At 61.2% G+C, this 24,801-nt stretch carries 22 protein-coding genes; 9 read left to right on the forward strand and 13 right to left on the reverse strand.

All coding sequences use genetic code 11. The features are described 5' to 3' along the window. Nucleotides 1-14: 14 nt before the first annotated feature. Together JTY93_RS08390 and JTY93_RS08395 are read left to right on the forward strand one after the other, a co-directional pair. Complete coding sequence (locus tag JTY93_RS08390) at nt 15-2,024, forward strand: CocE/NonD family hydrolase (protein ID WP_205475544.1); 2,010 nt, start codon at nt 15-17, stop codon at nt 2,022-2,024. Nucleotides 2,025-2,074: 50 nt separating this feature from the next. Further along, nucleotides 2,075-3,034, forward strand: a complete 960-nt coding sequence (locus tag JTY93_RS08395) for a LysR substrate-binding domain-containing protein (protein WP_205475543.1) — start codon at nt 2,075-2,077, stop codon at nt 3,032-3,034. Between the two features lie 59 nt (nt 3,035-3,093). Here JTY93_RS08395 and JTY93_RS08400 read toward each other — a convergent pair whose 3' ends face one another. Together JTY93_RS08400 and JTY93_RS08405 are read right to left on the reverse strand one after the other, a co-directional pair. Beyond that, nucleotides 3,094-4,227 (reverse strand): catalase family protein, encoded by a 1,134-nt coding sequence (locus JTY93_RS08400; protein WP_205475542.1) that lies wholly within the window; start codon nt 4,225-4,227, stop codon nt 3,094-3,096. A 29-nt stretch (nt 4,228-4,256) separates the two neighbouring features. After that, a complete protein-coding gene (locus tag JTY93_RS08405) occupies nt 4,257-6,065 on the reverse strand; it encodes a di-heme-cytochrome C peroxidase (RefSeq protein WP_205475541.1) in 1,809 nt (602 codons plus the stop codon). A gap of 258 nt (nt 6,066-6,323) precedes the next feature. On the opposite strand from JTY93_RS08405, the gene bamJ reads away from it, so the two are divergent. The 5 genes from bamJ to JTY93_RS08430 all read left to right on the forward strand — a co-directional run bounded on the left by bamJ (nt 6,324) and on the right by JTY93_RS08430 (nt 9,055). Then, complete coding sequence (gene bamJ / locus JTY93_RS08410) at nt 6,324-7,052, forward strand: BamJ family beta-barrel-assembly machinery protein (RefSeq protein WP_205475540.1); 729 nt, start codon at nt 6,324-6,326, stop codon at nt 7,050-7,052. Between the two features lie 356 nt (nt 7,053-7,408). After that, on the forward strand, nt 7,409-7,864 hold the full coding sequence (locus tag JTY93_RS08415; protein ID WP_032863275.1) for a YkvA family protein: 456 nt from the start codon (nt 7,409-7,411) through the stop codon (nt 7,862-7,864). Between the two features lie 97 nt (nt 7,865-7,961). Beyond that, nucleotides 7,962-8,300 (forward strand): helix-turn-helix domain-containing protein, encoded by a 339-nt coding sequence (locus JTY93_RS08420; protein ID WP_205475539.1) that lies wholly within the window; start codon nt 7,962-7,964, stop codon nt 8,298-8,300. Then, entirely contained in the window at nt 8,297-8,668 is a 372-nt protein-coding gene (locus JTY93_RS08425; protein WP_029292807.1) for a hypothetical protein, read from the forward strand. The genes JTY93_RS08420 and JTY93_RS08425 overlap by 4 nt, the downstream gene beginning before the upstream one ends. After that, nucleotides 8,669-9,055 carry a tetratricopeptide repeat protein gene (locus JTY93_RS08430; protein WP_205475538.1) on the forward strand — a complete coding sequence of 129 codons (387 nt, stop codon included), beginning with the start codon at nt 8,669-8,671 and terminating at the stop codon, nt 9,053-9,055. A gap of 18 nt (nt 9,056-9,073) precedes the next feature. On the opposite strand, the gene JTY93_RS08435 is transcribed toward JTY93_RS08430, so the two are convergent. Next, nucleotides 9,074-10,831, reverse strand: a complete 1,758-nt coding sequence (locus JTY93_RS08435) for a bifunctional diguanylate cyclase/phosphodiesterase (RefSeq protein WP_169994190.1) — start codon at nt 10,829-10,831, stop codon at nt 9,074-9,076. A gap of 118 nt (nt 10,832-10,949) precedes the next feature. Continuing rightward, nucleotides 10,950-13,031 carry a carboxy terminal-processing peptidase gene (locus tag JTY93_RS08440; RefSeq protein ID WP_169852119.1) on the reverse strand — a complete coding sequence of 694 codons (2,082 nt, stop codon included), beginning with the start codon at nt 13,029-13,031 and terminating at the stop codon, nt 10,950-10,952. A gap of 138 nt (nt 13,032-13,169) precedes the next feature. Here JTY93_RS08440 and JTY93_RS08445 point away from each other — a divergent pair, with 138 nt between their 5' ends. Beyond that, nucleotides 13,170-14,132 carry a zinc-binding dehydrogenase gene (locus tag JTY93_RS08445; protein ID WP_205475537.1) on the forward strand — a complete coding sequence of 321 codons (963 nt, stop codon included), beginning with the start codon at nt 13,170-13,172 and terminating at the stop codon, nt 14,130-14,132. An 89-nt stretch (nt 14,133-14,221) separates the two neighbouring features. On the opposite strand, the gene JTY93_RS08450 is transcribed toward JTY93_RS08445, so the two are convergent. The 6 genes from JTY93_RS08450 to JTY93_RS08475 all read right to left on the reverse strand — a co-directional run bounded on the left by JTY93_RS08450 (nt 14,222) and on the right by JTY93_RS08475 (nt 19,554). Then, a complete protein-coding gene (locus JTY93_RS08450; RefSeq protein ID WP_205475536.1) occupies nt 14,222-14,875 on the reverse strand; it encodes an HAD family hydrolase in 654 nt (217 codons plus the stop codon). A gap of 31 nt (nt 14,876-14,906) precedes the next feature. After that, nucleotides 14,907-15,896: an ABC transporter ATP-binding protein gene (locus tag JTY93_RS08455; protein WP_205475535.1), complete on the reverse strand. Its 990-nt coding sequence runs from the start codon at nt 15,894-15,896 to the stop codon at nt 14,907-14,909. Next, nucleotides 15,893-16,693, reverse strand: coding sequence for an ABC transporter permease (locus JTY93_RS08460; protein ID WP_205475534.1), 801 nt, complete (start codon nt 16,691-16,693; stop codon nt 15,893-15,895). Before JTY93_RS08460 ends, JTY93_RS08455 begins: the two co-directional genes overlap by 4 nt. Further along, entirely contained in the window at nt 16,680-17,525 is an 846-nt protein-coding gene (locus JTY93_RS08465; RefSeq protein ID WP_205475533.1) for an ABC transporter permease, read from the reverse strand. Before JTY93_RS08465 ends, JTY93_RS08460 begins: the two co-directional genes overlap by 14 nt. Beyond that, nucleotides 17,522-18,328 (reverse strand): alkaline phosphatase family protein, encoded by an 807-nt coding sequence (locus tag JTY93_RS08470; RefSeq protein WP_205475532.1) that lies wholly within the window; start codon nt 18,326-18,328, stop codon nt 17,522-17,524. Before JTY93_RS08470 ends, JTY93_RS08465 begins: the two co-directional genes overlap by 4 nt. Before the next feature lie 158 nt (nt 18,329-18,486). Continuing rightward, nucleotides 18,487-19,554 carry an ABC transporter substrate-binding protein gene (locus tag JTY93_RS08475; protein ID WP_205475531.1) on the reverse strand — a complete coding sequence of 356 codons (1,068 nt, stop codon included), beginning with the start codon at nt 19,552-19,554 and terminating at the stop codon, nt 18,487-18,489. A 349-nt stretch (nt 19,555-19,903) separates the two neighbouring features. On the opposite strand from JTY93_RS08475, the gene JTY93_RS08480 reads away from it, so the two are divergent. Beyond that, entirely contained in the window at nt 19,904-20,617 is a 714-nt protein-coding gene (locus JTY93_RS08480; RefSeq protein WP_205475530.1) for a UTRA domain-containing protein, read from the forward strand. Here the strand turns inward: JTY93_RS08480 and JTY93_RS08485 are convergent. The 3 genes from JTY93_RS08485 to JTY93_RS08495 all read right to left on the reverse strand — a co-directional run bounded on the left by JTY93_RS08485 (nt 20,593) and on the right by JTY93_RS08495 (nt 24,720). Next, nucleotides 20,593-22,770 (reverse strand): mechanosensitive ion channel family protein, encoded by a 2,178-nt coding sequence (locus JTY93_RS08485; protein ID WP_205475529.1) that lies wholly within the window; start codon nt 22,768-22,770, stop codon nt 20,593-20,595. The genes JTY93_RS08480 and JTY93_RS08485 overlap by 25 nt on opposite strands. A gap of 72 nt (nt 22,771-22,842) precedes the next feature. Beyond that, nucleotides 22,843-23,019 carry a hypothetical protein gene (locus tag JTY93_RS08490; RefSeq protein WP_169994160.1) on the reverse strand — a complete coding sequence of 59 codons (177 nt, stop codon included), beginning with the start codon at nt 23,017-23,019 and terminating at the stop codon, nt 22,843-22,845. Nucleotides 23,020-23,430: 411 nt separating this feature from the next. After that, complete coding sequence (locus JTY93_RS08495; RefSeq protein WP_029300406.1) at nt 23,431-24,720, reverse strand: M18 family aminopeptidase; 1,290 nt, start codon at nt 24,718-24,720, stop codon at nt 23,431-23,433. Nucleotides 24,721-24,801: the final 81 nt, after the last annotated feature.

Below are 24,801 nucleotides of genomic sequence, written 5' to 3' on the forward strand. Positions count from 1 at the left end.
TGTTGGAGTTACCCATGGAAATCGTCACCGAATTTGCCTACAAGGTTCGGGAAATCGAACACTGCCTGATCCCCATGAGCGACGGCACGCAACTGGCAGCCCGTATCTGGTTGCCTGAAACCCCCGACGAACAGGCCTTCCCGGCGATCCTCGAATACCTGCCTTATCGCAAGCGCGATGGCACGGCGGTGCGCGATGCGTTGACCCATCCGTGGATGGCGGGGCAGGGCTATGTCTGTGTGCGGGTCGATATGCGTGGCAACGGCGAATCCCAGGGCTTGATGGCCGATGAGTACCTGTTGCAGGAGCAGGATGACGCCCTCGAAGTGATCGCCTGGCTGTGCCAACAACCCTGGTGCGACGGCAACCTGGGAATGATGGGCATCTCCTGGGGCGGCTTCAACAGCCTGCAAGTCGCGGCGCGCCAGCCCGAGGCGCTGAAGGCGATCATCACCCTGTGCTCCACCGATGACCGCTTTGCCGATGACATCCATTACAAGGGCGGCAACCTGCTGCTGGAGAACTTCGGCTGGGCCGCGACCATGCTCAACTTCAGCGCGGCGGTGCCGGACCCGCTGCTGGTCGGTGATGCCTGGAGAACCCAGTGGCAGCAACGCCTGGACGCCATGCCGCTGCTGGCCGAGACCTGGTTGCAACACCAGACCCGCGATGCCTACTGGCGTCACGGTTCGGTCTGTGAGGATTACTCGGCGATCAAGGCGGCGGTGTACGCCGTAGGCGGTTGGGGCGATGCCTATAAGAATGCGGTGCCGCGCCTGATGGAAAACCTGCCGGGGCCGAAGAAAGCCATGATCGGCCCGTGGATCCACAAGTACCCGCATTTCGCCGTGCCCAACCCGGCCATTGGGTTCCTGCAGGAGGCCAAGCGCTGGTGGGACCACTGGCTCAAAGGCATGGATAACGGAGTGATGGACGACGCAGCCTGCACCTTTTACCTACAGGATGTGTTGGCACCCAAGGGCAGCTATGCCGAACGCCCAGGTATCTGGGTGCAGACTGCGGGCTGGCCTGACGCCCAGGTGCAATGGACCGACTACAGCCTGAACGACCAGGGGCTGAGCCCCGGCCAGCAGGCGCTGGGCCGCCCGCGCAGTATCTGTTCGCCACTCACCACCGGCCTGCACCAGGGCGAGTACTGCGCCATCTGGTTTGGCCCCGATGGCCCGACCGATCAGCGTCGCGACGATGCGCAGTCGCTGTGCTTCGACTCCCTGCCACTGACCGAACCCCTGGCGCTGCTGGGGGATGTGCGCTTGCAGTTGCGTTTGGCCAGCGATACCGCCTGCGGGCAACTGGTGGCGCGGCTGAATGCCGTGGCGCCGGATGGCCAAGTCACGCAGATCACCTACGGCGTGCTCAACCTTGCCCTACGTGAAGATTTCTCTCGTCTGACGCCACCCGTGCCGGGCGAGCCGATGGATGTGCAACTGTGCCTGGATCATGTCGGCACGCGGGTGCCGGCCGGCCACCGCCTGCGGCTGGCCCTGAGCACCGCGAGTTTCCCGTTGCTGTGGCCCAGCCGTGAGCTGACCACCCTGACCGTGCTGCCTGCCCTGCAACGTGTGCAATTGCCGATCTTCAGCGGCGCGGCCGTGCCATGCCCCTTCGAGGCCCCGCAAGCAGCTACCCCGGCCGCGCTGCAAGTGCTGCGGGCGGCTGCGCCGAAACGCACCTTGATCGAGGACGTGGGCAGTGGCGAAGTCTGCGTAAAAATCGAGGACGACCTGGGCGCCGTGCGCTTTACCGAGCATGGCTTGGCGGTGGACCAGCGCTGCACCGAGCACTATCGCACCTTGCCCTGGGATCCGTTATCGACCCAGGCCGATATCCACTGGCACTACCGCGTCGAGCGCGGGCAGTGGTCGGTGACGGTCGATAGCCGCCTGCATGTGCACGCCGACGCCCAGTGGTTTTATATCGAGGCGCAGCAGCAGGCACAGGAAAACGGGGAGCAGGTGCATGACAGAACCTGGCGCAAACGTGTCGCGCGGGTCGCGTTGTGAGTGGGCAAATGGCAGGATACTTGCCCACCTGATCAGCCACGGACCCCTGCATGTCGCGCCGAAACGTCGATCTTCCACCGCTCAATTGTTTGCAGACGTTTGAAGCGGCCGCCCGTCATTTGAGCTTTACCCAGGCGGCCCATGAACTGAACCTGACCCAAAGCGCGGTGAGCCGGCAGATCAAGCGCCTGGAGGAAGATCTGGCGCGACCACTGTTTTATCGGTTGGCGCTGGGATTGAGTTTGACCCCGGCCGGCGTGCGCTACTTTCGCACCATCCAGCGCCTGCTGCGCGAATTGGACCGTGAGTCCGCAGAACTGCGCCGGCGCGGCGCCGATCGCCAACTGACCTTGGCCAGCACGCCGACCATCAGTTCCATCTGGCTCGCCGCGCTGCTGCCGGCCTTCCAGCGTGAGCACCCGGAGCTGGATATCCGCATCTTGTGCAGTGAAAGCCCGAATCACCTGGATGTCAGCGAATATGACCTGGGCCTGTTCTATCACCTTGACGAGTTGCCCGCGCCCCTTGGCCTGGAACTGACACCGGTGTTTGCCAGTGAGCAGGTCATCGCCGTGTGCAGCCCCGGCTACATAGAGCGTCATGGCGCGATACGCGATGCCCAACACCTGCTGCACGGCCATACCTTGTTGATTGTCGAAGATCACTATCACGACTGGCTGACCTGGACCGACTGGTTCGCCGACATCGGCGCGCACTACCACACGCCCCGTCACGCCTTGCGCACCAACAGCTATCAGTTGCTGATGCAATCGGCAGTGATGGGACATGGCGTGGCCCTGGGCTGGAAGTGTTTGCTCGAAGGCGAGCTGGCGGCCGGACGCCTGCAACTGGCCTTGCCCCATCACATGCACAGTCGTGGCCGCCTGCAACTGATGCAACCGCAACACCGCAACCCGCCCGCTGCGGTGCGCAGCTTTCAGCACTGGCTGCTGACGAGCACCGTGGGAGCGGGCTTGCCCGCGATGGTCGTTAACGATAGCGCTGGGTGACTGACACCCTGATGCAGTCTTGCTGACGTCATCGCTGGCAAGCCAGCTCCAGGGGTTAGTCAGGGGGTGTTGCGGCTATGCCGATAATCACTCACCGCCTCATACACTGCCTTGCGCAACCGATTGATCCCACCAATCGGCCGGTGTTCTTCCACACCAAACCATGGGTTGAACGACTGGTTGTCACAGGCCAGGTTCAAGGCCTTGGTATCAAAGTCCTGCGCCGGAATGCGGATTTTTGCCACGCTCTCGTAGGGCGCGTCGCTTTCCTTCCATTCAATGCTGGTGTCTTCGATGGGCATGTACTTTTGTGGGTTCTGGCGCTGGATCTGCAGCACGAAACACGCGTCGATGCGGTCGGTGGACAGTTGCTGGCTCAAGGCGCTGCGCAAGAAGTTCGGCAAGTCCTGGTTCTGCTTGGGCAAGCTGTACTCCGGGCAGCTTTGCGGATCTGGGGCGACGCGGAATTTTGCATTTGCGCTGCCGAACTTGTAGGGCGATACCGAAAAGTACGTCGCCTCGGTCGGGCTGGCCGGTGCCGGTGCGAGGGTGGCCAGGGCGATAAACAGATGCCGCACCTGCCAACTGCGTGGGTCGAGGCTGGGGAAAAACGCCATGGCTTTTTTGCCGTCGGCCTGGGCCCCGACGTTCTGCGCGTATTCGGCGACGTCGCTGACGAAGAAGTTCGGGTGGCTGAACATGACAAAGTCCTGCTCTGTGCGCGCCTGCTGATCGGCCAGCAGTTGCTTGCCCGGCACGTCCAGCAGCTTGATCGCCATGCCGCGAGCGTCGCGGATGCTGTCGAACTGTGGATAAGCGTTGCCGTTGGACAGGCGCATCATCGCCTGCCAGGTCTTGCCCGGTTCGGCGAACACGCCCTGACGCAGCGCCGGCTCAAGGTCCGGCAGCACGCTGACTTCGGCCTTCACGCAGCCATGGGCCTTGGCATGGGCGTCGCGCAGGTAACGAGTGCCTTCGCGATGCTGGTCGACGATGCGCACTGCCGTCTGAATGATGCCTTGGGTCATGGCCGCTTCGCCTGGCGGTATCTGCTCTTCGGTAGGCACCGGGCCGCTGTGGTGCCAGGCAAACCATAGGGTCGACAACAACCAGCCGAGCAGGCCCAGGCCTACCAGCGACAACAGCGTCTTGCCGAGAAACGCGCCGAGGCGCAGCCACAGTCGAGCGAGCATGGAACGGTCCTTGTATCGAAAGGGGGAATTCATGGCAGTTGCTGCTCCAGCGGGCCGCCCAGTACTTTCAGGTATTCCAGCAGCGCCCAGCGCTCCTCAGGCTCCAGGCCCCGGCCAATCACCCCGTTGCCACGCTTGCCTGCGCGGAACTCGTGGCCGCTGTTGTGGTTGCCGGTGATGCTCGTATCAAACAGGAACGCGTTTTTAAAGGCCTCGGTGCGATAGCCCAGGTGACGGGGGTTGTAGTCGAAGGTGCCTTTATAGAAGGTGCGGCTGCGCTCGTACTGGGGTGAAAGCAACTGGTAGAGCGTCGGCACCGAACCGTTGTGCAGGAATGGCGGCGTGGCCCACACGCCGGCCAGCGGGCGGGCCTTGTAGGCACGCAGTTCGCGCACGCCGATAGGTAGGCCGAAGCCGTCCAGGCGCGGGCGTTCGGCCGGGGTGATACCAGCGGCGCGGTAGGCATGCTCTTCGACAAATGCGGTGACATAGGCCAGGCCCTTGGCCACGGACAGGCTACGCAGGTCCAGCGGTTCGGTCGGCGTCGGGTGCAGTTCGACATTCAACCGCGCCAGCTCGGCCGGGTCCCATTGCAGGGCGCTGAGGTCGTAGCGCTGGTCGGCAATGTTGCTGGCGGTGCCAGGGTCGGTACCAATGTAGTCCACCGCCAGCATCTTCAATTGCTGCACCGGGCGCCCGTTGACTTCGCTCACGCTGGGCACATGGCAGGCCGCGCAGTTTTCCGCGAACAGCGCGCGGCCACGGGCGGCCAGGGGTTTGTCGATGGCGCCGAACAGTGCTTCAGGCCAGGTCGGCGGCTTGAGTCGTTGCAGGGTTTCTTCGATCAGGTTCAGGTCACGCACGCGCACGCTGGAAGGGTAGCGCGCATCGCCTTGCAGAGGCTGGCCGGCACTGTCGAAGAACGCCAGGGTCGCGCCTACGCCCAGGGCCTCGCCGATATTGCGCGCCATGGGTTGTTGGGCCGAGCCGTTCCATTGCACCCAGTCGAAGGTCCACATGTCCCACAACTGTGGGTAGTCCACTGGTGCGTTGGCGATACGGTAGTTGTCCGGCGAAATGGCATCGCCAAAGCTGGCATTGGCGATGCGGCCAAACGCATCGGTGCGCCCCGGGCCTTCTTCGGTGGGGTAGAGGCCGCGATGGGTATCGTTCCAGGCCACCTTGAGGAAGGTGTCCAGGGACTTCTTGAAGTCCTGGCGCAGTTGATCGTACTGGGCGTCGTATTGATCCCCCAGCACGCTGTGGGCGAAGCGGCGGAACTTCAACGGGTTGTAATAAGTGGACGCGAGGCTGGCTACCAGGGCCTGGCCAAAGCTGCCACCGCGCAGGGTCGGCACGCTGGAGGGCAACACATGTTGCGCAGAGCCACCGTCGATGCGCAGGGCCTGGCCATTGAAGTGCAACTCGCCGGTGTGGCAGGCGGCGCAGGTGATATCGAGAAACTCAGCGTTGCTGCCGGCATTCTTGTGCCGGGCAAACCCTACGGGCAGGTTGCCGGGGTTCTGGGGTGTGGCCTGTTGCCGCGGGTCTACCAGAAAACCGAAGCGCGCCAGGTTGGCCGGCTCGGCAAAACGCTGCTCGGAAAACGGCAGCTCCAACGCGGTGAACCAGTTATAGCGCAGGCCCTTGACCTGGGTGCCTTGGGGGGTGAAGTAGTAGAGCTGGCGGTCGGCGGCGCTCCATTGCTCCTGATAGTGCACCTGCTGTACCGGCACGTAATCCGGTAGCTTCGGGTTGACCACGTAATAGAGCACTACGGCCAGCCCCAGTCCCAGAAGTGACAGGATCAGGACTAAAACACGGGAAAAAATGCGCAAGATAACTATCCTTGTCGAGTGGTTGTGTCCTTATGCCACCGAGCACGGTAGGCGGCAAGTAGCCATGATCCGTCTACGCAGGCGGTTTTCGGTACAGCGGCTGTCCTTCGCCGGGCGTTAGGGCAGATGAAAATGCTTTTAAACACGTGAACTTATCAGAAGTTTCCTGCTCACATGCCGGTAGCCATTGGTCGTGGCCGCCTGATAAGCTCGCGACTTTATTCGAATGCCCTTTTGGCGCATGAACAAGGAAATAGCATGAAACAGCATCGGTTGGCGGCGGCGGTGGCCCTGGTTAGCCTGGTACTTGCGGGTTGTGATTCGCAAACCAGCGTAGAGCTGAAAACCCCGGCGCAGAAAGCTTCCTACGGTATCGGCCTGAACATGGGCAAAAGCCTGGCTCAGGAAGGTATGGATGACCTGGACTCCAAGGCCGTTGCCCAAGGCATCGAAGATGCCGTCGGCAAGAAAGAACAGAAGCTGAAAGACGAAGAACTGGTTGAAGCGTTTTCCGCACTGCAAAAGCGTGCTGAAGAACGCATGACCAAGGTGAGCGAAGAGTCGGCAGCCGCCGGCAAGAAATACCTCGAAGACAACGCCAAGAAAGACGGCGTCGTCACCACCGCTTCCGGTCTGCAATACAAGATCGTGAAGAGGGCCGAAGGCGCGCAACCCAAGCCTACCGACGTAGTGACTGTGCACTACACCGGCAAGCTGACCAACGGCACTACCTTTGACAGCTCCGTGGATCGCGGTAGCCCGATTGACCTGCCGGTCAGCGGCGTGATTCCAGGTTGGGTCGAAGGCCTGCAACTGATGCACGTGGGCGAGAAGGTCGAGTTGTACATCCCGTCCGACCTGGCCTACGGTGCGCAGAGCCCGAGCCCGGCGATTCCAGCCAACTCCGTACTGGTCTTCGACCTGGAGCTGCTGGCAATCAAGGACCCGGCCAAGGCTGACGCTCCAGAGGCACCGGCTGCGAAGTAAGCCGCTGCTGAACACACAACGCCCCGTTTATACGGGGCGTTGTCGTTTCTGCAGGCCCTCTTCCCCTGTGGCAAGCCCGCTCGCCACAGAGGGTGAGTGCGCTAAAAGCGGATCCCGTGCAATCCGAACGAACACCTGCGACTTAGAGCAGTCTGATGCTATACCTTGGCACGGCATATCCGCAGATGCCCCCCAAGTCAATGAAATCTTGGGATTTTTTTATGTGCGCAAAAAACGCCCGATCTGACTCTGGGCCTTGTATTACGTGGCTTTCAGCCGCGAAAATGGGCTCTGTTCACAAGGTTATCCACAAGTTGTGTGGATAACCTTTTCTCTCGCCTGGAACTGGAGTGACGATGAAAGCACCCTGGAATTTCACCCGCTTCCTACCGTTGGCCGCACGCCTGATCGGACGTGGACGCCTGCCGACCCTGTTGTTCGCGGTCGCTGCCAAAGGTTCAAGCCAGGGCAACCGCCTGGGCAAGCTCAAGGACGACCTGAAGCTGCTCCAGGCGTTATGCCTGGCCTACTGGCGCGGCGAGTACCGGGCCATCAGCCCCAAGGCGCTGATCTCGGTGGTGGCGGGCCTGATGTATTTCCTCAGCCCGATTGATGCGATCCCGGACTTCCTGCCGATGTTCGGCATGCTCGATGACATCGCGGTTCTGGCCTGGGTCATGAAGTCCCTGGACGGTGAGTTGAGTGCCTTCCGCGCCTGGCGTGAACGCCAGCGCCCGGAAAAGCTGGTGGTGGTTGAACGCTTGCCCGCCACGCCACAGCTTTTGGAGCAGGAAAACCCGAAAAAAAACTGAAGATGCGGATTATCCCCCTGCGCTCCTTGTGGCTGTTAGGATTACACTCCTAAGGAAAGTACTTACTTCGTAAGTGTTGTGATCCTACGGGGCAGTCATGGATATACAAATCATTTCACGGGATGGCGAACCCGAATACGCGGTTCTGCCATGGGCTCAGTACCAGGCGCTGTTAAAAGCCGCCGGCCTGCAGCAACCAGCCACGCCTTCTGCACAGATCCCTCCCATTGCTACTGAGCAGGATCTACGCCCCCTGGAACAACTGCGCAGCTTGCGTGAAGCCAAGGGGCTGGCGATCGAGACTTTGGCCCGTACCGTGGGCATCAGCCCGTCCTACCTGGGTTTGATTGAAAGTGGTGAGCGCCAGCCGGATGCTGCGATCCGTCGCAGCCTGGCCTGGGAGTTGGGGATTGCGGGTTGGAGGGACGAAATGTGAGTGTGCGCATCAGCCGTCAACATTGGGATGGATTGCTCAACGAACTTGATCAGGCCCGTCGCCAACGACATCTTTTGACCTATCGCGCATTGCTTGAGCGCCTGCAATTTCCGACGCCGGCGATGCAAACCCTGACCGCCGCCCTCGAACACCTGGCGGCCCTGGATGCCAAGGCGGAGCAACCCCTGCGCAGTTCCCTGGTGATCAGCCAGGGCGCGAGTCGCTTGCCGCGTACCGGTTTTTTTGAATGTGTCGAACGCCTTGGACGTTTTTGCGGGCCGTCCGATGGCGTCGCTGCAGCGTCGTGGCATGCCTCGGAAGTGGTCCGTGTGTTCGAGTACGAATATCCTGAGTCAGCGGAGGCTTGAGTGTTCTGGAAGCTCAAAGCGTATGCCAGCTATTGGCTGGCGCGCAGATTGTTTCATTGGTCTTGGTTTGTGCGTCAGCCCCGTGGCTGGCGTTGGCTGGAGGGTCAGTTTGCACGCATGGCCAATCTGGGTAATGTCGAGGCCCAAAGTTTCTATGGGCATATCCTGACCTTTCGCGGCCAGGGCCTTGGCGCACGGGAAGAGGGCGTGCGCTTGTTGCGCCTGGCGGGGCAGGCCGGGGATGGCAAGGCCGCCTATCAAGTAGGCGTGCTGAGCCTGGCAGGCAGCCTGGGCAAGGCCCCGGACCCGGTCGAAGCCGCACGCTGGTGGACCCTCGCCGCCAAGGCCGGGCATCCGCTGGCGCAGATCCGCCTGGAGCAATTGTAGGAGCCGGCTTGCCGGCTCCTACAGAAGCTCGCGGCTGTCGATGACGTGGATGCTGTAACCGGCCACGTTTTTGGCGTGATGCTTGGCCTGCGAGGCCAGTTCCGCCAACTGGCTGGCATCCAGGTGTCCACAACTCAACGGATGCAGATGCACCACGCCGATGGACAGCGACAGCAAGGCAAACTCCTGTCGCGCCCCTTGGCGATTGAGGGCGATAAAACAGCCCGCTTCCAAATGCTCACTGCGATAGAAACGCCGGCACTGGGTCTGGAAATCATCCACCAACTGGTTAAGACGCTTGCGCCAGTCCTGGGCGCCCAGCACCAGTAAAAAATCATCGCCGCCAATATGCCCGACAAAATCGCGGCTGGGGTCTACCCGGTCGTTCAGGCATTGCGCCAGGCACAACAACACTTCATCGCCACGGCCATAGCCGTAGATATCGTTGAACGGCTTGAAGCTGTCGATATCCACATAGCAAATCACCGATTCGCGCTGCTGCTGCAGCAGCCGTGTCAGGCACTGCTGGATCGGCACGTTGCCCGGTAGCAGGGTCAGTGGGTTGGCGTAGCGCGCCTGCTGGATTTTCAGTTCGGTAATCAGCTTGAGCACGTCGATTACCCGGCCCAATCCCAGGTAGTTGCCGTTCTGGGTGATGATGAAATCTTCTTCGATACGTTGCCGTGCGCGGCTGGTCAGTAGACGGCTGACCTGTTGCAACGACTGGCTCAGTTCCACGGCCAGGAAGTCGTCGCTCATCAAGCGGCTGATGGGCTTGCGCGCAAACAGATCGGTGGCAAAGGGCTTGAGCAAGGCGTCGGACAACGAATGCCGATGCACGATTCCGATAGGCTGACCGCGTCCATCGAGGACCGCCAGGGAGTTGAGGTTGGCCTGGCTGCGGAACGCTTCCAGCACTTTGGCCGTGGCGGTGTCCTGGGCCACGGCCGGTTGTTCGTTGAGCAGGGCGCTGAGGTCACTGGCCTCCTCGTTGAAAGAGATGCTGGTGCTGTCAGGCTTGGCCAGCATCAACCGGGCTTCGGTCGGCGGGTGCTCCTGGGGACGGCACAGCAGGTAGCCCTGGATCAGATCTACGCCCATTTCTGTGAGCACCGCCAATTCTTCTGGCAATTCGATGCCTTCAGCAATTACCTGCGCACGGGACGCCCTGGCGATCTGCAGGATTGAGCCGACAAACTCGCGCTTGAGCGCATCCTGATGAATGCCGTCGATAAAATGCCGGTCGATCTTCACGTAGTCCGGGCGCAACTCGGACCATAGGCGCAAGCTGGAGTAACCGGCGCCCAAGTCATCCAATGCAATTGAAAAGCCCATGTCACGATAGTGGTGCAGGGCGGTCTGCAGCAGTTGGAAATCGTCGGTCGGCGCTTGTTCCGTGAGTTCGATCACGATCTGGCTGGGCGCGATCCCGTACTCGCGCAGCATCTGCAAGGTGCGTCCCGGTTGATGGGTGGTTTCCAGCAGGGACTCGGGCGAGACGTTGAGAAACAGCTTGCCCGGCAGTTTCTGCTCACTGAAGCGCTTGCAGGCGCTTTGTCGGCAGGCTATCTCCAGCTCATTCAGGCGCCCGGCTTGGCGCGCCACGCTAAACAACGCGAGGGGCGAGTGCAGTGGGCTGTTGGAGGGGCCGCGGCTCAACGCTTCGTAGCCGAGGATGCGGCGTTCGCTGAGACTGATGATGGGTTGGAACAGACTGTGCAAACTGCCCTGAGCCAGGATGGAGCCCAGGGCATTCAGCTGTTCGGTCATGGTCATGATGATCTCGGTCGAAAAAAAAGGACCGGGTGCCTGGGGCGCCCGGTCCTTCATTTCACGACAGAATGATGTCTGTTTGATGACGCTCAGTGGAGCGGCAACATTAAATTGCCATCATTTACTGCTTGGCCACCGTCTTACTGATTTTCAGGTAGTCCAGCAGAATCCGCCCGGTTTCGCTCAGGTAGGCATCATCTTCCGGCTTGGTCTTTTCAGGTTCGGTCGGCAGCGCATCTTCGTCTTCTTTCTTCAGCTCCTTGAGCGGGGCTTCACCCTTGGCCTTGCGGCGGATGTTTTCCAGGGCAAGTTGCTGGTTCTCGATATCGGTGTGCTGCGCGCGGCGGTCCACTTCATTGAGGCTGACGGTCTTCTCGGCCATCAGCTTCTTGGCCAGGGCCAGCTTGTCGCGGATAAACACGAACTCGGCATCCTTGGCAGAACGCAGGTCATGTTCGGCTTTGAGCTGAGCCAGGTATGGCTTGAACGGGTCCGATGCGGGCTTGATGGCTGGGCGGATGGTGTCCCATGGCATGGCTTCGGGCAGGGCGCTTTCGCCGATTTCCTTGGTGTCGATGAGCGACGGGAAATCGATGTCCGGCAGTACGCCCTGATGCTGGGTGCTCTGCCCGGAAACCCGGTAGAACTTGGCCAGGGTCAGCTTCAGTTCGCCATGGTTGAGCGGCTGGATGGTCTGCACCGTACCTTTGCCGAAGGTCTGGCCACCGATGATCATTGCGCGGTGGTAGTCCTGCATCGCGCCGGCGAAAATCTCTGAGGCCGAAGCCGAGAGACGGTTGACCAGCAACGCCATCGGGCCTTTGTAGAAGGCACCGGGGTTTTCGTCTTCCAGCACATCCACACGGCCGTCAGCGTTGCGCACCAACACGGTAGGTCCCTTGTCGATAAACAGGCTGGTCAGCTCGGTGGCTTCCTGCAACGAGCCGCCACCGTTGTTGCGCAGGTCGATGACTACGCCGTCAACCTTCTCTTTGGTCAGCTCGGTGAGGATTTTCTTCACGTCGCGGGTGGTGCTCTTGTAGTCCGGATCGCCAGCACGGAAGGCCTTGAAATCCAGGTAGAACGCCGGGATCTCAATGACGCCCAGCTTGTAGTCCTTCCCATCTTGCTTGAGGTTGAGGACTTTCTTCTGCACGGCCTGGTCTTCGAGCTTCACCGCTTCGCGGGTGATCGACACCACTTTGCTGGTCTGGTCATTCGGCGCATTGGTGTGCGGAATCACTTCCAGGCGCACCACGCTGCCTTTCGGCCCACGGATCAGCTTGACTACTTCGTCCAGGCGCCAGCCGACCACGTCGACCATCTCTTTGTCGGCCTGGGCTACGCCAATGATCTTGTCGGCCGGGGCCACTTGCTTGGTCTTGTCCGCAGGGCCTGCGGGCACCAGGCGCACGATCTTGACCTGATCGTTGTCGCTCTGCAGCACGGCGCCGATGCCTTCGAGGGAAAGACTCATGTTGATATCAAAATTTTCCGCGTTATCTGGCGACAGATAATTGGTGTGCGGATCGTAGGACATCGCGAAGGTGTTGATATAGGCTTGGAAGATATCTTCGGCGCGGGTCTGTTCCAGGCGGCTCAATTGATTCTTGTAGCGCTTGGTCAGCAGCTCCTGGATCGCCTTGGGTTCTTTGCCGGCGATCTTCAGGCGCAGGACTTCATCCTTGACGCGTTTGCGCCACAGGTCATCCAGGGCGGCGGTGCTGGTCAGCCACGGGGCCTCCTTGCGATCCACCAGCAGGGTTTCCTTCTGGGTGAAGTCGAGCTTGTCGACGCCTTTGTTCAGCTCACCCAAGGCGAAGTCCAGACGCGCTTTGACGCGGTCCAGGTAACGCTTATAGATGGTGAAGCCAGGCTGCAGGTCGCCGCTCTTGAGGAAGTCGTCGAACTGGGTCTTCCACTTGTCGAACTCGGCAACATCACTGGCCAGGAAATAGCTGCGCGAGGGATCCAGCAGCTTGAGATAGCTGTCATAGATAATCACCGAGCGCGCATCGTCCAACGGCGGCTTGCTGTAATGGTGGCGCTTGAGCAACTCGACGACGTTAAGGCTGGCAATCACCTCATCGCGATCAGGCTGAAGTTTGTCCCAGCTGTTAGCTGCGAACGTATTGGTCGACAGCGGCAACAGGCCGAGACCAATGAAAAGAGCGAGGGCGGTGCTGGGGAACAAATGCTTCATGCTGATTCGACGCGGGGGCAATTGATAACGCATATTAGGCCGTCTTTGAAGTCGCCGGTTCCATTTGGGCCGGTCGCATAATGCAAAAAGCCCGGCGCTACAGCAACGGGCTCAGTCCAGACTCACTATGGAGGCACTGTGAAAGCATTGCAAGGCGTTGAAGGTCATGTGGAGTGGGTTGAGACCCCTAGTCCTACGTGCGATGTAGGGCAAGTTCGTATTCGAGTGGCGGCAGCCGGCTTGAATCGGGCTGATTTATTACAGCGTGCAGGGCTCTATCCGCCACCTCCGGGTGCCAGCGAGGTATTGGGACTGGAGTGTTCCGGCGTTATCAGTGAGGTCGGCGCCGGGTCTTCCTGGCAGGTGGGGGATCGGGTCTGTGCGCTGCTGGCCGGCGGTGGCATGGCGCAGGAAGTGGTGGTGGACGCGCGCCACGTACTGCCAGTGCCGGAGGGTCTGTCCCTGGCTGAAGCGGCCGCTTTGCCTGAGGTGTACAGCACGGCCTGGCTGAATCTGTTCCAACTGGCGGCACTCAAGCCGGGTGAAAAGGTGCTGTTGCACGCGGGCGCCAGTGGCGTCGGTTCGGCGGCGATCCAGCTGTGCAAGGCGTTTGGCAGCCCATGCTGGGTCAGTGTCGGTTCGGCGGATCGCCTGGCCTACTGCGAAGAGCTCGGCGCCCAGGGCGGCGTGGTACGTACCGATGGCATCGACAGCCTGGGCGATTTTGGCCCGTTCGACGTGATTCTCGACCCGGTGGGCGGCAACTACGCGGCCATCAACCTCAAGCTCCTGGCCCGCGACGGTCGTTGGGTGTTGATTGGTTTGATGGGCGGGCGCGAGGCCCAGTTGGACCTGGCGCAGGTGCTGGCCAAGCGCGTGCAGGTGCTGGGCTCGACCTTGCGCAACCGCGATGATCAGTTCAAGGCGGATCTGCTGAGCGACTTGGGCCAACAGGTGTGGCCGTTGTTTGGTGAAGGGCGCTTGAGCCCGCAGTTGGCCAAGACCTTTGCGATCAAGGATGCCGAGGCTGCGTTTGCGGAGCTGGCGACCAACCAGATTTCCGGGAAGTTGGTGCTGCTGATCGACGAAAGCCTGGCTTAAATGCCAATCCCGAATTGAAACCGGGTCAAAAGTGTGGGAGCGGGCTTGCTCCCACATTTTGATTGGGTTTCAAGTCAGGAAATGGGCTGTCAGGTCCACTGGTGGATCGGCCAGCCGGCCTGTTCTGCGTGGGCCCGTAGCACAGGATCCGGGTTCACCACCTGTGGGTAATCGACCTTGCTCAACAGCGGCAAGTCATTGCGTGAATCCGAATAGAAGTACGCACCTTCCAGGCTTTCACCTTCCTGATCCAGCCATTGCATCAAGCGGGTGATCTTGCCTTCGCGGTAGGTCAGTACACCCACTGTCTTGCCGTTGTACGCCCCATGGGCCACGTCCAGTTCAATCCCCAATACCTCATCGATGCCAATGCGTGCCGCTATCGGCGTAACCAGGTGCGTGCCCGAGGCCGAGATCACCAGGATCCGGTCACCGTTCTGGCGGTGGCGGGCGATGGTCTTGGTGGCGTCGCTGTAGATCAGCGGCTCGATAACATCTTCCACCCATGGCTCCACCAGGTGCGCGACTTCTTCCGGGGTGCGCCCGATCATCGGTTCCAGGCTGAAGTCCATGAACTCTTCCATGGCCAACTCGCCGCGGCTGTAGGCGGACATCAGTTCGTTGTTCTTGCGCATGAACGACTCAGGGTCCACCCAGCCCAGGCGGCCCATCTGTTCGCTCCACAATGTGGCGCAATCGCCGTGGATCAGGGTGTCGTCCAGATCAAAAATTACCAAAGCCATCAGTCATGCTTCCTCAATGAACACTGCATCCTCAGGCTACCTCACACAGCGCACTGGGATCGATGGAAAGTGCCAGGCGTTGCCCGTCTGGGTGCAGATCCTGGGCCGAGCGATTGAGTACGTCCACCACCAATTCCACGCCCCGGGCCTCGACACGATAGCGAATCACATTGCCCAGCAGGCTATGGCTGCGCACCAGGGCATCCAGTTCGCCGCTGCGGTTGAGCTCGATGGATTCAGGGCGGATGGCGATGCGCCCGTTGACCGGGCGCTGCAACAGCTTGCTGGCCTGCTCGGCATCCAACAGGTTGTAGTTGCCGATAAAACCGGCGGCAAAGGCATCCACCGGAGCGGTGTAGAGGGTCTCGGCGTCGCCGCTCTGCACGATCTTGCCCTGGTTCATCAGGAAGATGCGGTCGGACATGACCAGGGCTTCTTCCTGGTCGTGGGTCACGAAGATGGTGGTCAGCCCCAGCTCGCGCTGGATCTGGCGGATCTGTTCGCGCAGGTGTTTGCGAATTCGCGCATCCAGGGCCGACAGCGGCTCGTCGAGCAGCAGCAGGCGCGGCCGCGTGACCAGGGAGCGAGCGAGGGCGACGCGTTGGCACTGGCCGCCGGACATCTGGTGCGGGTAGCGCCCGGCCAAGTCCTTGAGCTCGACCAGTTGCAACACTTCCTGGACCCGCTTGTGGCTGTCATCGGCGTTGACCTTCTGCATGCGCAGGCCGAAGGCGACGTTCTGTTCCACGGTCATATTGGGGAACAGCGCGTAGCTCTGGAACACCATGCCGATATGGCGCTTCTGCGGGCTCAACGGAACAATGTCCTGGCCGTCCAGCAGGATTTGCCCGCTGTCCACCGGGGTCAGGCCGGCGATGCAGCGCAGCAGCGTGGACTTGCCGCAACCGGACGGGCCGAGGAGGGTCACGAATTCGCCCTTGGCGATCTCGCAGTTGATATCACTGAACACCGGGGTGGCGGCGTAGCTTTTTTGCAGGTGCTGGACGCTGACGAAGCTCATTGGCTTTTGTCCTTGTTCAAGAAGTTGGCGGCCCAGGTGAGCAGCAGCACGAAAAGGAAATAGGAAATGACCACGGCGCTGGTGAAATGGCCGCTGCTGTTGCGCATGTTGTTGAGGTACACCTGCAAGGTCTCGTAGCGCGTGCCGACGAGGATATTGGCGAACACAAACTCGCCGAACAGGAACGAGAACGACAGCAGCAACGCCACCATCAGGCCCTTGCGCAGGTTGGGCAGCACCACCAGGATCGCCGCCTGCCAGGTGCTGGCGCCGAGTAGTTGGGCGGCGTCCATCAGGTCACGCAGGTTGATTGCCTGCAGGTTGTTGGTGATCGCGCGGTACATGAACGGCAGCGCCACGGTGAAGTAGCAGCCGATCAGGATCCACGGCGTACCGACCATCGCCAGCGGCCCCGAGCCATACAACTGCAACAGCCCCACCGACGACACCACTGGCGGTACGGCGAAGGGCAGCAGGATCAGGATGTTCATCAGCGCATCGAGCTTGGGGAAGTGGTAATGCACCACGAACAGCAGCGGCAGGATCAGCACCACCGACAGGATCAGCGCACCCACGCAGACCAGCAGCGACTGGCCAAAGGCATGCAAAAAGCGCGGATCGCTCCACAGCTGCACATACCACTTGAAGGTAAAGCCGGCGGGCAGGATGGTCGCCGACCAACTGCTGGCGAGGGAGTACACCAGGGTACCCATTAGCGGTAGCACCAGGATCGCGAACAGCAGGTACACCACCACGCGATGATAGAGGGCAACGGGGCTGGCTTCAGCGCGAGACATGGTAGCTCCTCTTGAGCAGCAGTTGATGGACCACGGTGACCACGGTCATCAGCGCCACCAGGATCACGGCCAGGGCGCTGGCCATGTTCGGGTCCAGGGAAATGTCACCGGACACCATCGCCGCGATGCGGATCGGCAGCACGTTGAAGTTGCCGGTGGTCAACGCGTACACCGTGGCATAGGCCCCCAGGGCATTGGCCACCAGGATCACGAAAGTACCCAGCAGCGCCGGCGTCAGCACCGGCAGGCCGATATGCCGCCAGTACTGCCAGCCATTGGCGCCCAAGAGTGCTGCGGACTCGCGCCAGTCTTCGCGCAGGGCATCGAAGGCCGGGTACAGCAGCAACACGCCCAGAGGAATCTGGAAGTAGGTGTACAAAATGATCAGGCCGGTCTTGGAGTACAGGTTGAAGTCCTGAATGATCCCGGCCTGCTTGAGCATGATGGTGATGCTGCCGTTGAACCCCAGCAGGATGATGAAGGCAAAGGCCAGGGGCACGCCGGAGAAGTTGCTGGTCATGTTGGCAAAGGCTGTGACGAAATTGCGCAGCGGCGAATCCACCTTGCGCAACGAGTAGCTGCCCAGCACTGCGATGATGATGCCGAAGATGCTGGAGTAGAAACTGATCTCCAGGCTGTGCTTGATCGCCTGTAGGTAGAACTTGGAGCTGAAGATCTTGCTGAAGTTGGCCAGGCCCCAGCCGAACTCTTCCGATTGCAGGCTGTTGACCATTACCCAGAACAGCGGAGCGATCTGGAACACGATAAAAAACAGGGCGAAAGGTACCAGGCACAAGGCAGCCAGCCATTTGCCGCGGATCACTGAACTCACTTCAACAGCTCCTGGCAGACAGGTTTTTCGTGGGCAACACCAAGCAGGGCGCAGACGGTGCCGCAGATATCGGTTTGCCTGGGCTGGGCCTTGGGGTCGAGGCTGAAGGCATCACCGAGGACAAACAGCGGGACTTCACGCTCCTCTGGCAACAGGCCGTTATGGGAGCGATCGTTGTTCATGCCGTGGTCGGCCGTTACCAGCACCTGGTAGCCGGCATCGAGCCAGCCTTGCAGGTAGTCGGCCAGGATAATGTCGGCCGTGCGGGCGCTGTTGCGGTATTGCGCGGTATCGAGGCCGTGCTTGTGGCCGGCGTCGTCGATATTCATCGGGTGCACCAGCAAAAAGTTCGGCGCGTGCTTGAGGCGCAGGCTTTCGGCGTCGGCAAACAGGTGGGTGTCCGGGTAATGATCGCTCCAGTAGAAGTGCCCGTGCTGGATCGCCAGGTCTTTGTCGTCGGTGTGCCGGTCACGGGTCGCGATGAAGGGGGAACGGTTGTATAGCTCGCTGACCCAGTGGTAAGCCGCCGCTGCGGTCGTCAGGCCGGCGGCGCGGGCGTAATGGAAAATGCTGCGCTGGTTGGACAGGCGCGAGACGTGGTTGTGCACGATGCCGCTGTCGATAGGCGGTACGCCGGTGAGGATGCATTCGTACAGCGGACGGGACAGGGCGGGCAATTCGCACTCCAGCTTGTACAGCGCCGCACGCCCGGCACCGGCGTAGGCCTGGAGATGCCCCATGGCATGCCGGGCGACCTCGTAATTGAGGCCGTCGAGCACCACAAGGATGACGTTGTGCTTCATAGGGGCAGGGGCTCCGCGACAAATTGGGCTTGATTGCGTGGTTCTTTTGGAACCGGATCAACTGTGGGAGCTGGCTTGCCTGCGATAACGGTGCATCAGCCGATACAAGTGCTGAATGTCATACCGCTATCGCCGGCAAGCCAGCTCCCACCCAGGGCTTATTGCATATTGATGATGACTTCTTCCTGCCACTTCTGCGGCAAGCCCTTGGAGGTTGCCTCCCAGGCGGCCGGGTCCTTGATGGGCGTCACGTTTTTGTACTGTTCGTTAGGCAGCAGCTTGGCCTGCACTTCGGCTGGCAGGGTCAGGTGTTCGGCACGGATCGGCCGCGCATTACCCTTGGCCAGGTTGATCTGCCCGGCATCACTGAAGATGTATTCGCGGGTCAGCTTGGCGGCGTTCGGGTGCTTGGCGTATTTGTTGATGATGGTGGTGTAGCCGGAAATCACCGAGCCATCCGATGGGATCAGCACCACGTAGTCATCCGGGTTGGCCATCTTCGCCTTGTAGCTCAGGCCGTTGAAGTCCCAGACCACGCCCACTTCCACTTCGCCTTTTTCCATGGTGGCGATGGTCGGGTTGGCCAGGGAAATACGCCCCTGCTTGGCAATGTCGGCGAACATCAGCAGGGCCGGCTGGATGTTCTTCTCGTCGCCACCGTTGGCCAGGGCGGCTGCCAATACGCCGTTGGCGGCTTGGGCGGCGGTGCTCACGTCACCAATCGAGACCTTGTATTTGCCGGTCTTCAGGTCGGCCCACTTGGTCGGGACTTCGGAGCCGTGCAGCAGCTTTTTGTTGACGATAAACGCGATGGTGCCGGTGTAGGCCAGCGCCCAGTGACCGTCTTTATCCTTGGCCCAATCGGGGATCTGTTCCCAGGTGCTGGGCTTGTAGGCTTGTGTGACGCCCTTGGTGGCCGCAATCGGCCCAAAGGCAGCACCGACGTCGCCGATATCGGCGCTGGCGTTGTCTTTTTCTGCGGCGAACTTGGCGATTTCCTGGGCCGAGCTCATGTCGGTGTCGATGTGCTTGAGGCCGTACTTGGCCGCCAGGTCTTCCCAGGTACCTCTCCAGTTGGCCCAGTCATCGGGCATGCCGACGCTGTTCACAGCGCCTTCTGCCTTGGCGGCAGCTTCCAGGGTTTTCAAATCGGTGTCAGCGGCCATGGCGGCGGTGCACATGGCAATGGTCGAGCCTAACAGTGATGCCAGGAAAAGCTGTTTCATCCGAAGCTCCTTTGGGCGTTTTCAACGCTGCGATTTTTTGATGGCGCGGTTGGTTTGGTCTAGGTCAGCAATACACGAGCCAATTTAGGCGCGCTGGATGACAGTTTCATGTCGATGTCGTTTTTAAAGCGCCTGGGCAGGCACCTGCCGGTTAAGCGTAGACCACGACCGCGAGCCCGTAATACCTGGACTTGGCCGATGTATTGCAGGGCGTGTGAGGCGGCGGCGCACGGCGCTGTCATCTGTCGGTCATGTGTGATGCCTAGGCTTGCACGCACTAGCCGTCGCCCACTCCAGGGGCATTTGGCGCACCCAAACAGTGCTGGCCTAGTCCAGATAGGTAACGTTGATGCGTGATGAGGCAACCAAAGCGGTGACAGCCATCGGCCTGGCGCTGCAAGAGCAGATCAGCCACGGTTTATTGAGCCCGGCGAGCAAATTGCCGGCCGAGCGCAAACTCAGTGAGTTGTTTGGTACCACCCGCATCACCGTGCGCGAGGCTTTGCTGCAACTGGAAGCCCAGGGCCAGATCTACCGCGAGGAACGCCGTGGCTGGTTCGTTTCGCCACCCCGGCTGGCCTACAACCTGATGCAGCGCAGCCACTTCCACGCCATGGTCAGCGCTCAGGGGCGGGTGCCTTGCACTGAAGTCATATCGGCACGCCTGCAACCGGCCTCGGCGGCTGTTTGCGCGTGGCTGCAACTGCCGGCGCTATCGAGCGTGATCCAGATCTGCCGCAGGCGGCGTATTGATGGGCGGTTGGTGTTGTATGTCGAGCACTACCTCAACCCTCAGTATTTTCCGGGGATCCTGGCGTGTGACCTGAACCAGTCGATGACCGAGTTGTACGCCCGCAAGTACGACCTGCATTACGGGCGCGTGCGCTTCGAAATTGTGCCGACTTCATTACAGGTGGAAGCGGCAGCAGCCCTGAAGGTCTCGGCAGGCAGCCCCGGGCTGCGAATCGCCCGGGTCAATTACGATCAACATCAGCGCCTGATTGATTGCGACCTGGAGTTCTGGCGCCATGATGCGATTCATGTCGGTGTGGATGTGACCTGAGCGTCCTGCGGTCCACTCGCCGCTGTCACCACCTGCACACTCAAGCGCGGCATCGCCAGGTCCATGCCGGCCTCATCCAGGTGGCGCTTGAGCGACAGATTGAACGCCCGCGACACTTCCCACTGCTTGATCGGCGCGGTCTTGAAACGCGCGCGCAGGATGGCGTTGCCGGACTCGAAACTCTCTACACCCTGGAACTCCAGGGGCGACCATATATTGCGGCGCTGCAGCGGATCGGCGCGCATCTTCTGGCCGACGTCGCGCATCAGCTTGATCGCGGTGTCGATGTCCATGCTGGCAGGCACCGCCACGCGAAAAATCGCATAGCCGAATTCCCGCGAGTAGTTCTTGATGCTCTTGATCTCGCTGAACGGAATGGTATGCACGATGCCATCGATATCGCGCAGGCGCACGGTGCGGATGGTCAAGCCTTCGACGGTGCCGAGGTGGCCGCCGACGTCTACATAGTCATCGATGGCCAGGGAGTCTTCGATGATGATGAACAGGCCGGTGATCAAGTCCGCCACCAGTGACTGCGCGCCAAAACCGATGGCCAGGCCGATCACGCCGGCACCGGCCAGCAGTGGCGTGACGTTCATGCCCATGTTCGCCAGGGCGACGATGGAGGCGATGATAAAGATCGTCACGAACAGCACGTTGCGGATCAACGGCATCATGGTCTGCGCCCGCGCATTGGCCAGGCCTTTGCGCGAGCGGGTGAGGGCGTGGTGGATCGCGGTGTCGCTGAGGATCCAGATCAGCCAGGCGAACAACAGGGTGCCCGCGAGGCCGAACAGCTTGACGCTGATTTCATGCCCGTCGCCTTCGGTAAAGCGGATCAGCGACCAGCCCCAGACCCGCAGGCCCAGCTCGATAAACACCAGCCACACCACCAGGTGGGCCAGGGTGTAGACGAAACTTTTCAGGCGTTCGGAATACAGCGCATGGCGCTTGTGCCCACGTTGAGGCTTGAGTGAGTGGCGGCGCACCAGGCCGTTGATCACCATGCACAGCACCAGCAACACCGTGCAGAGCAATGACTGGCGCAAGGCGGTGCTGGTATCGCCTGCGGACACGAAGGTGGCAAACAGCGAAATGCCCACCAACAGCAGCGCGGGCAGGTACCAGAAGGTGCCGATGATCTCGATGGTGTCGCTCAAGGCACGGCGGGTCAGGCGCCGGGACAGTGGCTGGTTGCGGATCAGGTGCGCGATGGGCCGGCGAAAACGCAGGATAAACACACCGGTGGACAGTGCCGCCAGGACATTGGCGACGGTCGCCGCGCTGTGTGCCAGGTGGATGCCCAGGGCTTCGGTCAGGCGCGGGTCGCTCAGCGCCTCGCCGAAGGCGGCGAAGCTGCCGATCAGCCACAGCGGGCGAAACGCCTGGTGGCGCAGGATGTACAGGGCCCGGTGGCGGTGCGGGCCGTCAAGCACGGAAAAGGCAATGACGCAGATCGCCGAAAAACAGGTGCCGACCACCAGCGCATACGCCAGGACCATCGCCAGGGACTTGCCCAAGGACGAGGGCAGGGCGTAACTCAGGTAGACAGTGATCACCAGCGCAATCAGCCATGGGCCGAGTTTGCGCAGGGCAAAACGCAGCATGTCCCAGGTCTTGGGGTGTTGTGGCAGCTCTTCACTGAGGCCAAAGCGCAGGCGCACTCGATGGCCGAGCCAGATCAGCGCGGCCGCCAGCAGGCTCCAGAGCATCAGCACCATGGCAAAGCCAAAGATGATCGGTAGCCATTCGCTGGCGGGCAGCATCAGTGCGGCCAGCTCGGTCTTGGCCTGGTCGAACTCGACGGACCAGCGATTGAGCGGGCTGTCGGCGCCGGACAGCTGTTGCTCGAGGCTGGCCAGGGTGCCGCCGATGAGGCCCAGCACCCCTTGCTCGGCCTGAGGCTGGGCCTTTTTCGTGGCCTCGCGCAGCTTCTTCAGGTCGGCCAGCAGCTTGGTGCGCTGCTGGTCGTTTTCCAGGGTCTTGATCACCTCGTCCAAAGACTGCCCCAGCGGCACGTCGGCCTGTGGCTGGGTTTTGGTGGTGCTGCCCAGGATGCCTGGCAGGCCGACCGCTTGGGCAGGGGCGATAGGCAACAGGATCAGCAGGCAAAGGAGCAGGCAGTGGGGCAGGGCAAACAGACGGGCAAGCACGAGGCGGTCAACCTTGGAAACGACAGATCGACCGAGTGTACGAGGGCGCTATGCCCAATGCGAGTGCATTTGTTAATCGGCCAGTTTCGCGAGGATCCGGTAGACGATGGTGCCGAGGATCAACAGCATGCCGACCCACATGCCAAATACACCGAGGTTTTTGTCGCGGAAGTTGAAACCAACGGCCAGCAGGATCATGCCCGTGAGGATGGGGATGAGCATGGCGTGGAAGGCGGACATCGGGATCATGGAGGGACGGCCTTGTCGTAGAAAGATGATTGTCAGTCTAGGCTGGATTGGCGCAAGTGGGGTTGATGTGTGTCAGATAGGGCGAAGGCTATGTGGCCAGGCGCTGTCGTGGCGAGGGGGCTTGTCCCCCGCTGGGCTGCGCAGCAGCCCCAAGTCAGTCAAGACCGCTGAGGTTTTTCAGACAGATAGATGTGGCAGGTTTTGGGGCTGCTGCGCAGCCCAGCGGGGGCATCGGTATCTACACAACTTTCAGACACTGGCGACCTCCCCTGTGGCGAGCGGGCTTGCCCCGCGCTGGGCTGCGAAGCAGCCCTAAACCCGGACATCGCGGTTTATCTGAAGAAACGCGGTGGGCGTTTTGGGGCTGCTGCGCAGCCCGGCGCGGGGCAAGCCCGCTCGCCACAGCCGATCTCAGGGCAGGTCGCGGCTTGCGTAGAACGCACTCAGCACTTTCACCAGGTGCGCGAGGTCGTGGCTGCCGCACAGTTCGCGGATCGAGTGCATGGCGAACGTCGGCAGGCCGATGTCCACGGTGCGCACGCCCAGGTGGCTGGCGGTGATGGGGCCGATGGTTGAGCCACAGCCCATGTCGCTGCGCACCACGAAGCTCTGCACCGGCACTTCTTCGGCCATGCACAGGTGGCGGAAGAACCCGGCGGTTTCGCTGTTGGTGGCGTAGCGCTGGTTGCTGTTGACCTTGATCACCGGGCCGGCATTGAGTTTCGGGCCGTGGTTGGCGTCGTGCTTGTCGGCGTAGTTGGGGTGGATGCCATGGGCATTGTCGGCAGATACCAGCAGAGACTTCTGAATCGCACGTACGAACTCATCACCCTCAGGTAGCAGGCGACGCAGGGTCTGTTCCAGCATCGGCCCGTCGGCACCGCAGGCCGAGCAGGAGCCGACCTCTTCGTGGTCGGTACACACCAGCACGCAAGTTTCGTCGGTCTCGCTGGTGAGCAGCGCTTGCAGGCCGGCGTAGCACGACAGCAGGTTGTCCAGGCGCGCGCCGGCAATAAAGTCGCCATGCAGGCCAATCACTGCCGCGCCTTGGGTGTCGTAGAAACTCAGCTCGTAGTCGAGTACCACATCAGCGTTCAACCCATGTTCGCGGGCCAGTTGGTCGGTGAGCACGGCGCGGAAGTCCACGCGCTCGTCACCGGCAAACTGCGCGAGGATTGGCGGCAGCTCGGTCTGGGCATTGATCGCCCAGCCCTGGTTGGCTTCACGGTTCAGGTGGATGGCCAGGTTGGGGATGATGGCGATGGGTAGCTTGAAGTCGATCAACTGGCTTTCGACCTTGCCGTCACGCCGGAACGTCACGCGCCCGGCCAGGGATAGGTCACGGTCGAACCACGGCGCCAGCAATGCGCCGCCGTAGACTTCCACGCCCAGTTGCCAGAAGCCCTGGCGTTGCAGCTCAGGTTGCGGCTTGACCCGCAGGCACGGGCTGTCGGTATGGGCGCCGACCAGGCGGATGCCGTCGTGCAGGGGCGATTGGCGACCCATCTTGAAAGCGATGATCGAGGAGTCGTTGCGGGTCACGTAGTAACGACCGTTGGCCTCGGTAGTCCAGGTCTCGCGCTCGTCGAGGCGCTGGAAACCGGCAGCTTCCAGGCGCTGGGCCAGGGCTGCAGTGGCATGAAAGGGGGTGGGAGAGGCCTTGAGGAAGTCGATCAGGCCTTGATTCAACGCTTCGCGCATAAGTAGCTCCAGACAGCAATGGCGCGAGTTTACCGTCCGGTGTGACAAGTGCACAGAACAAATGTGGGAGCGGGCTTGCTC

Source organism: Pseudomonas hygromyciniae (assembly GCF_016925675.1).
GTDB classification, from domain to species: Bacteria; Pseudomonadota; Gammaproteobacteria; order Pseudomonadales; family Pseudomonadaceae; genus Aquipseudomonas; species Aquipseudomonas hygromyciniae.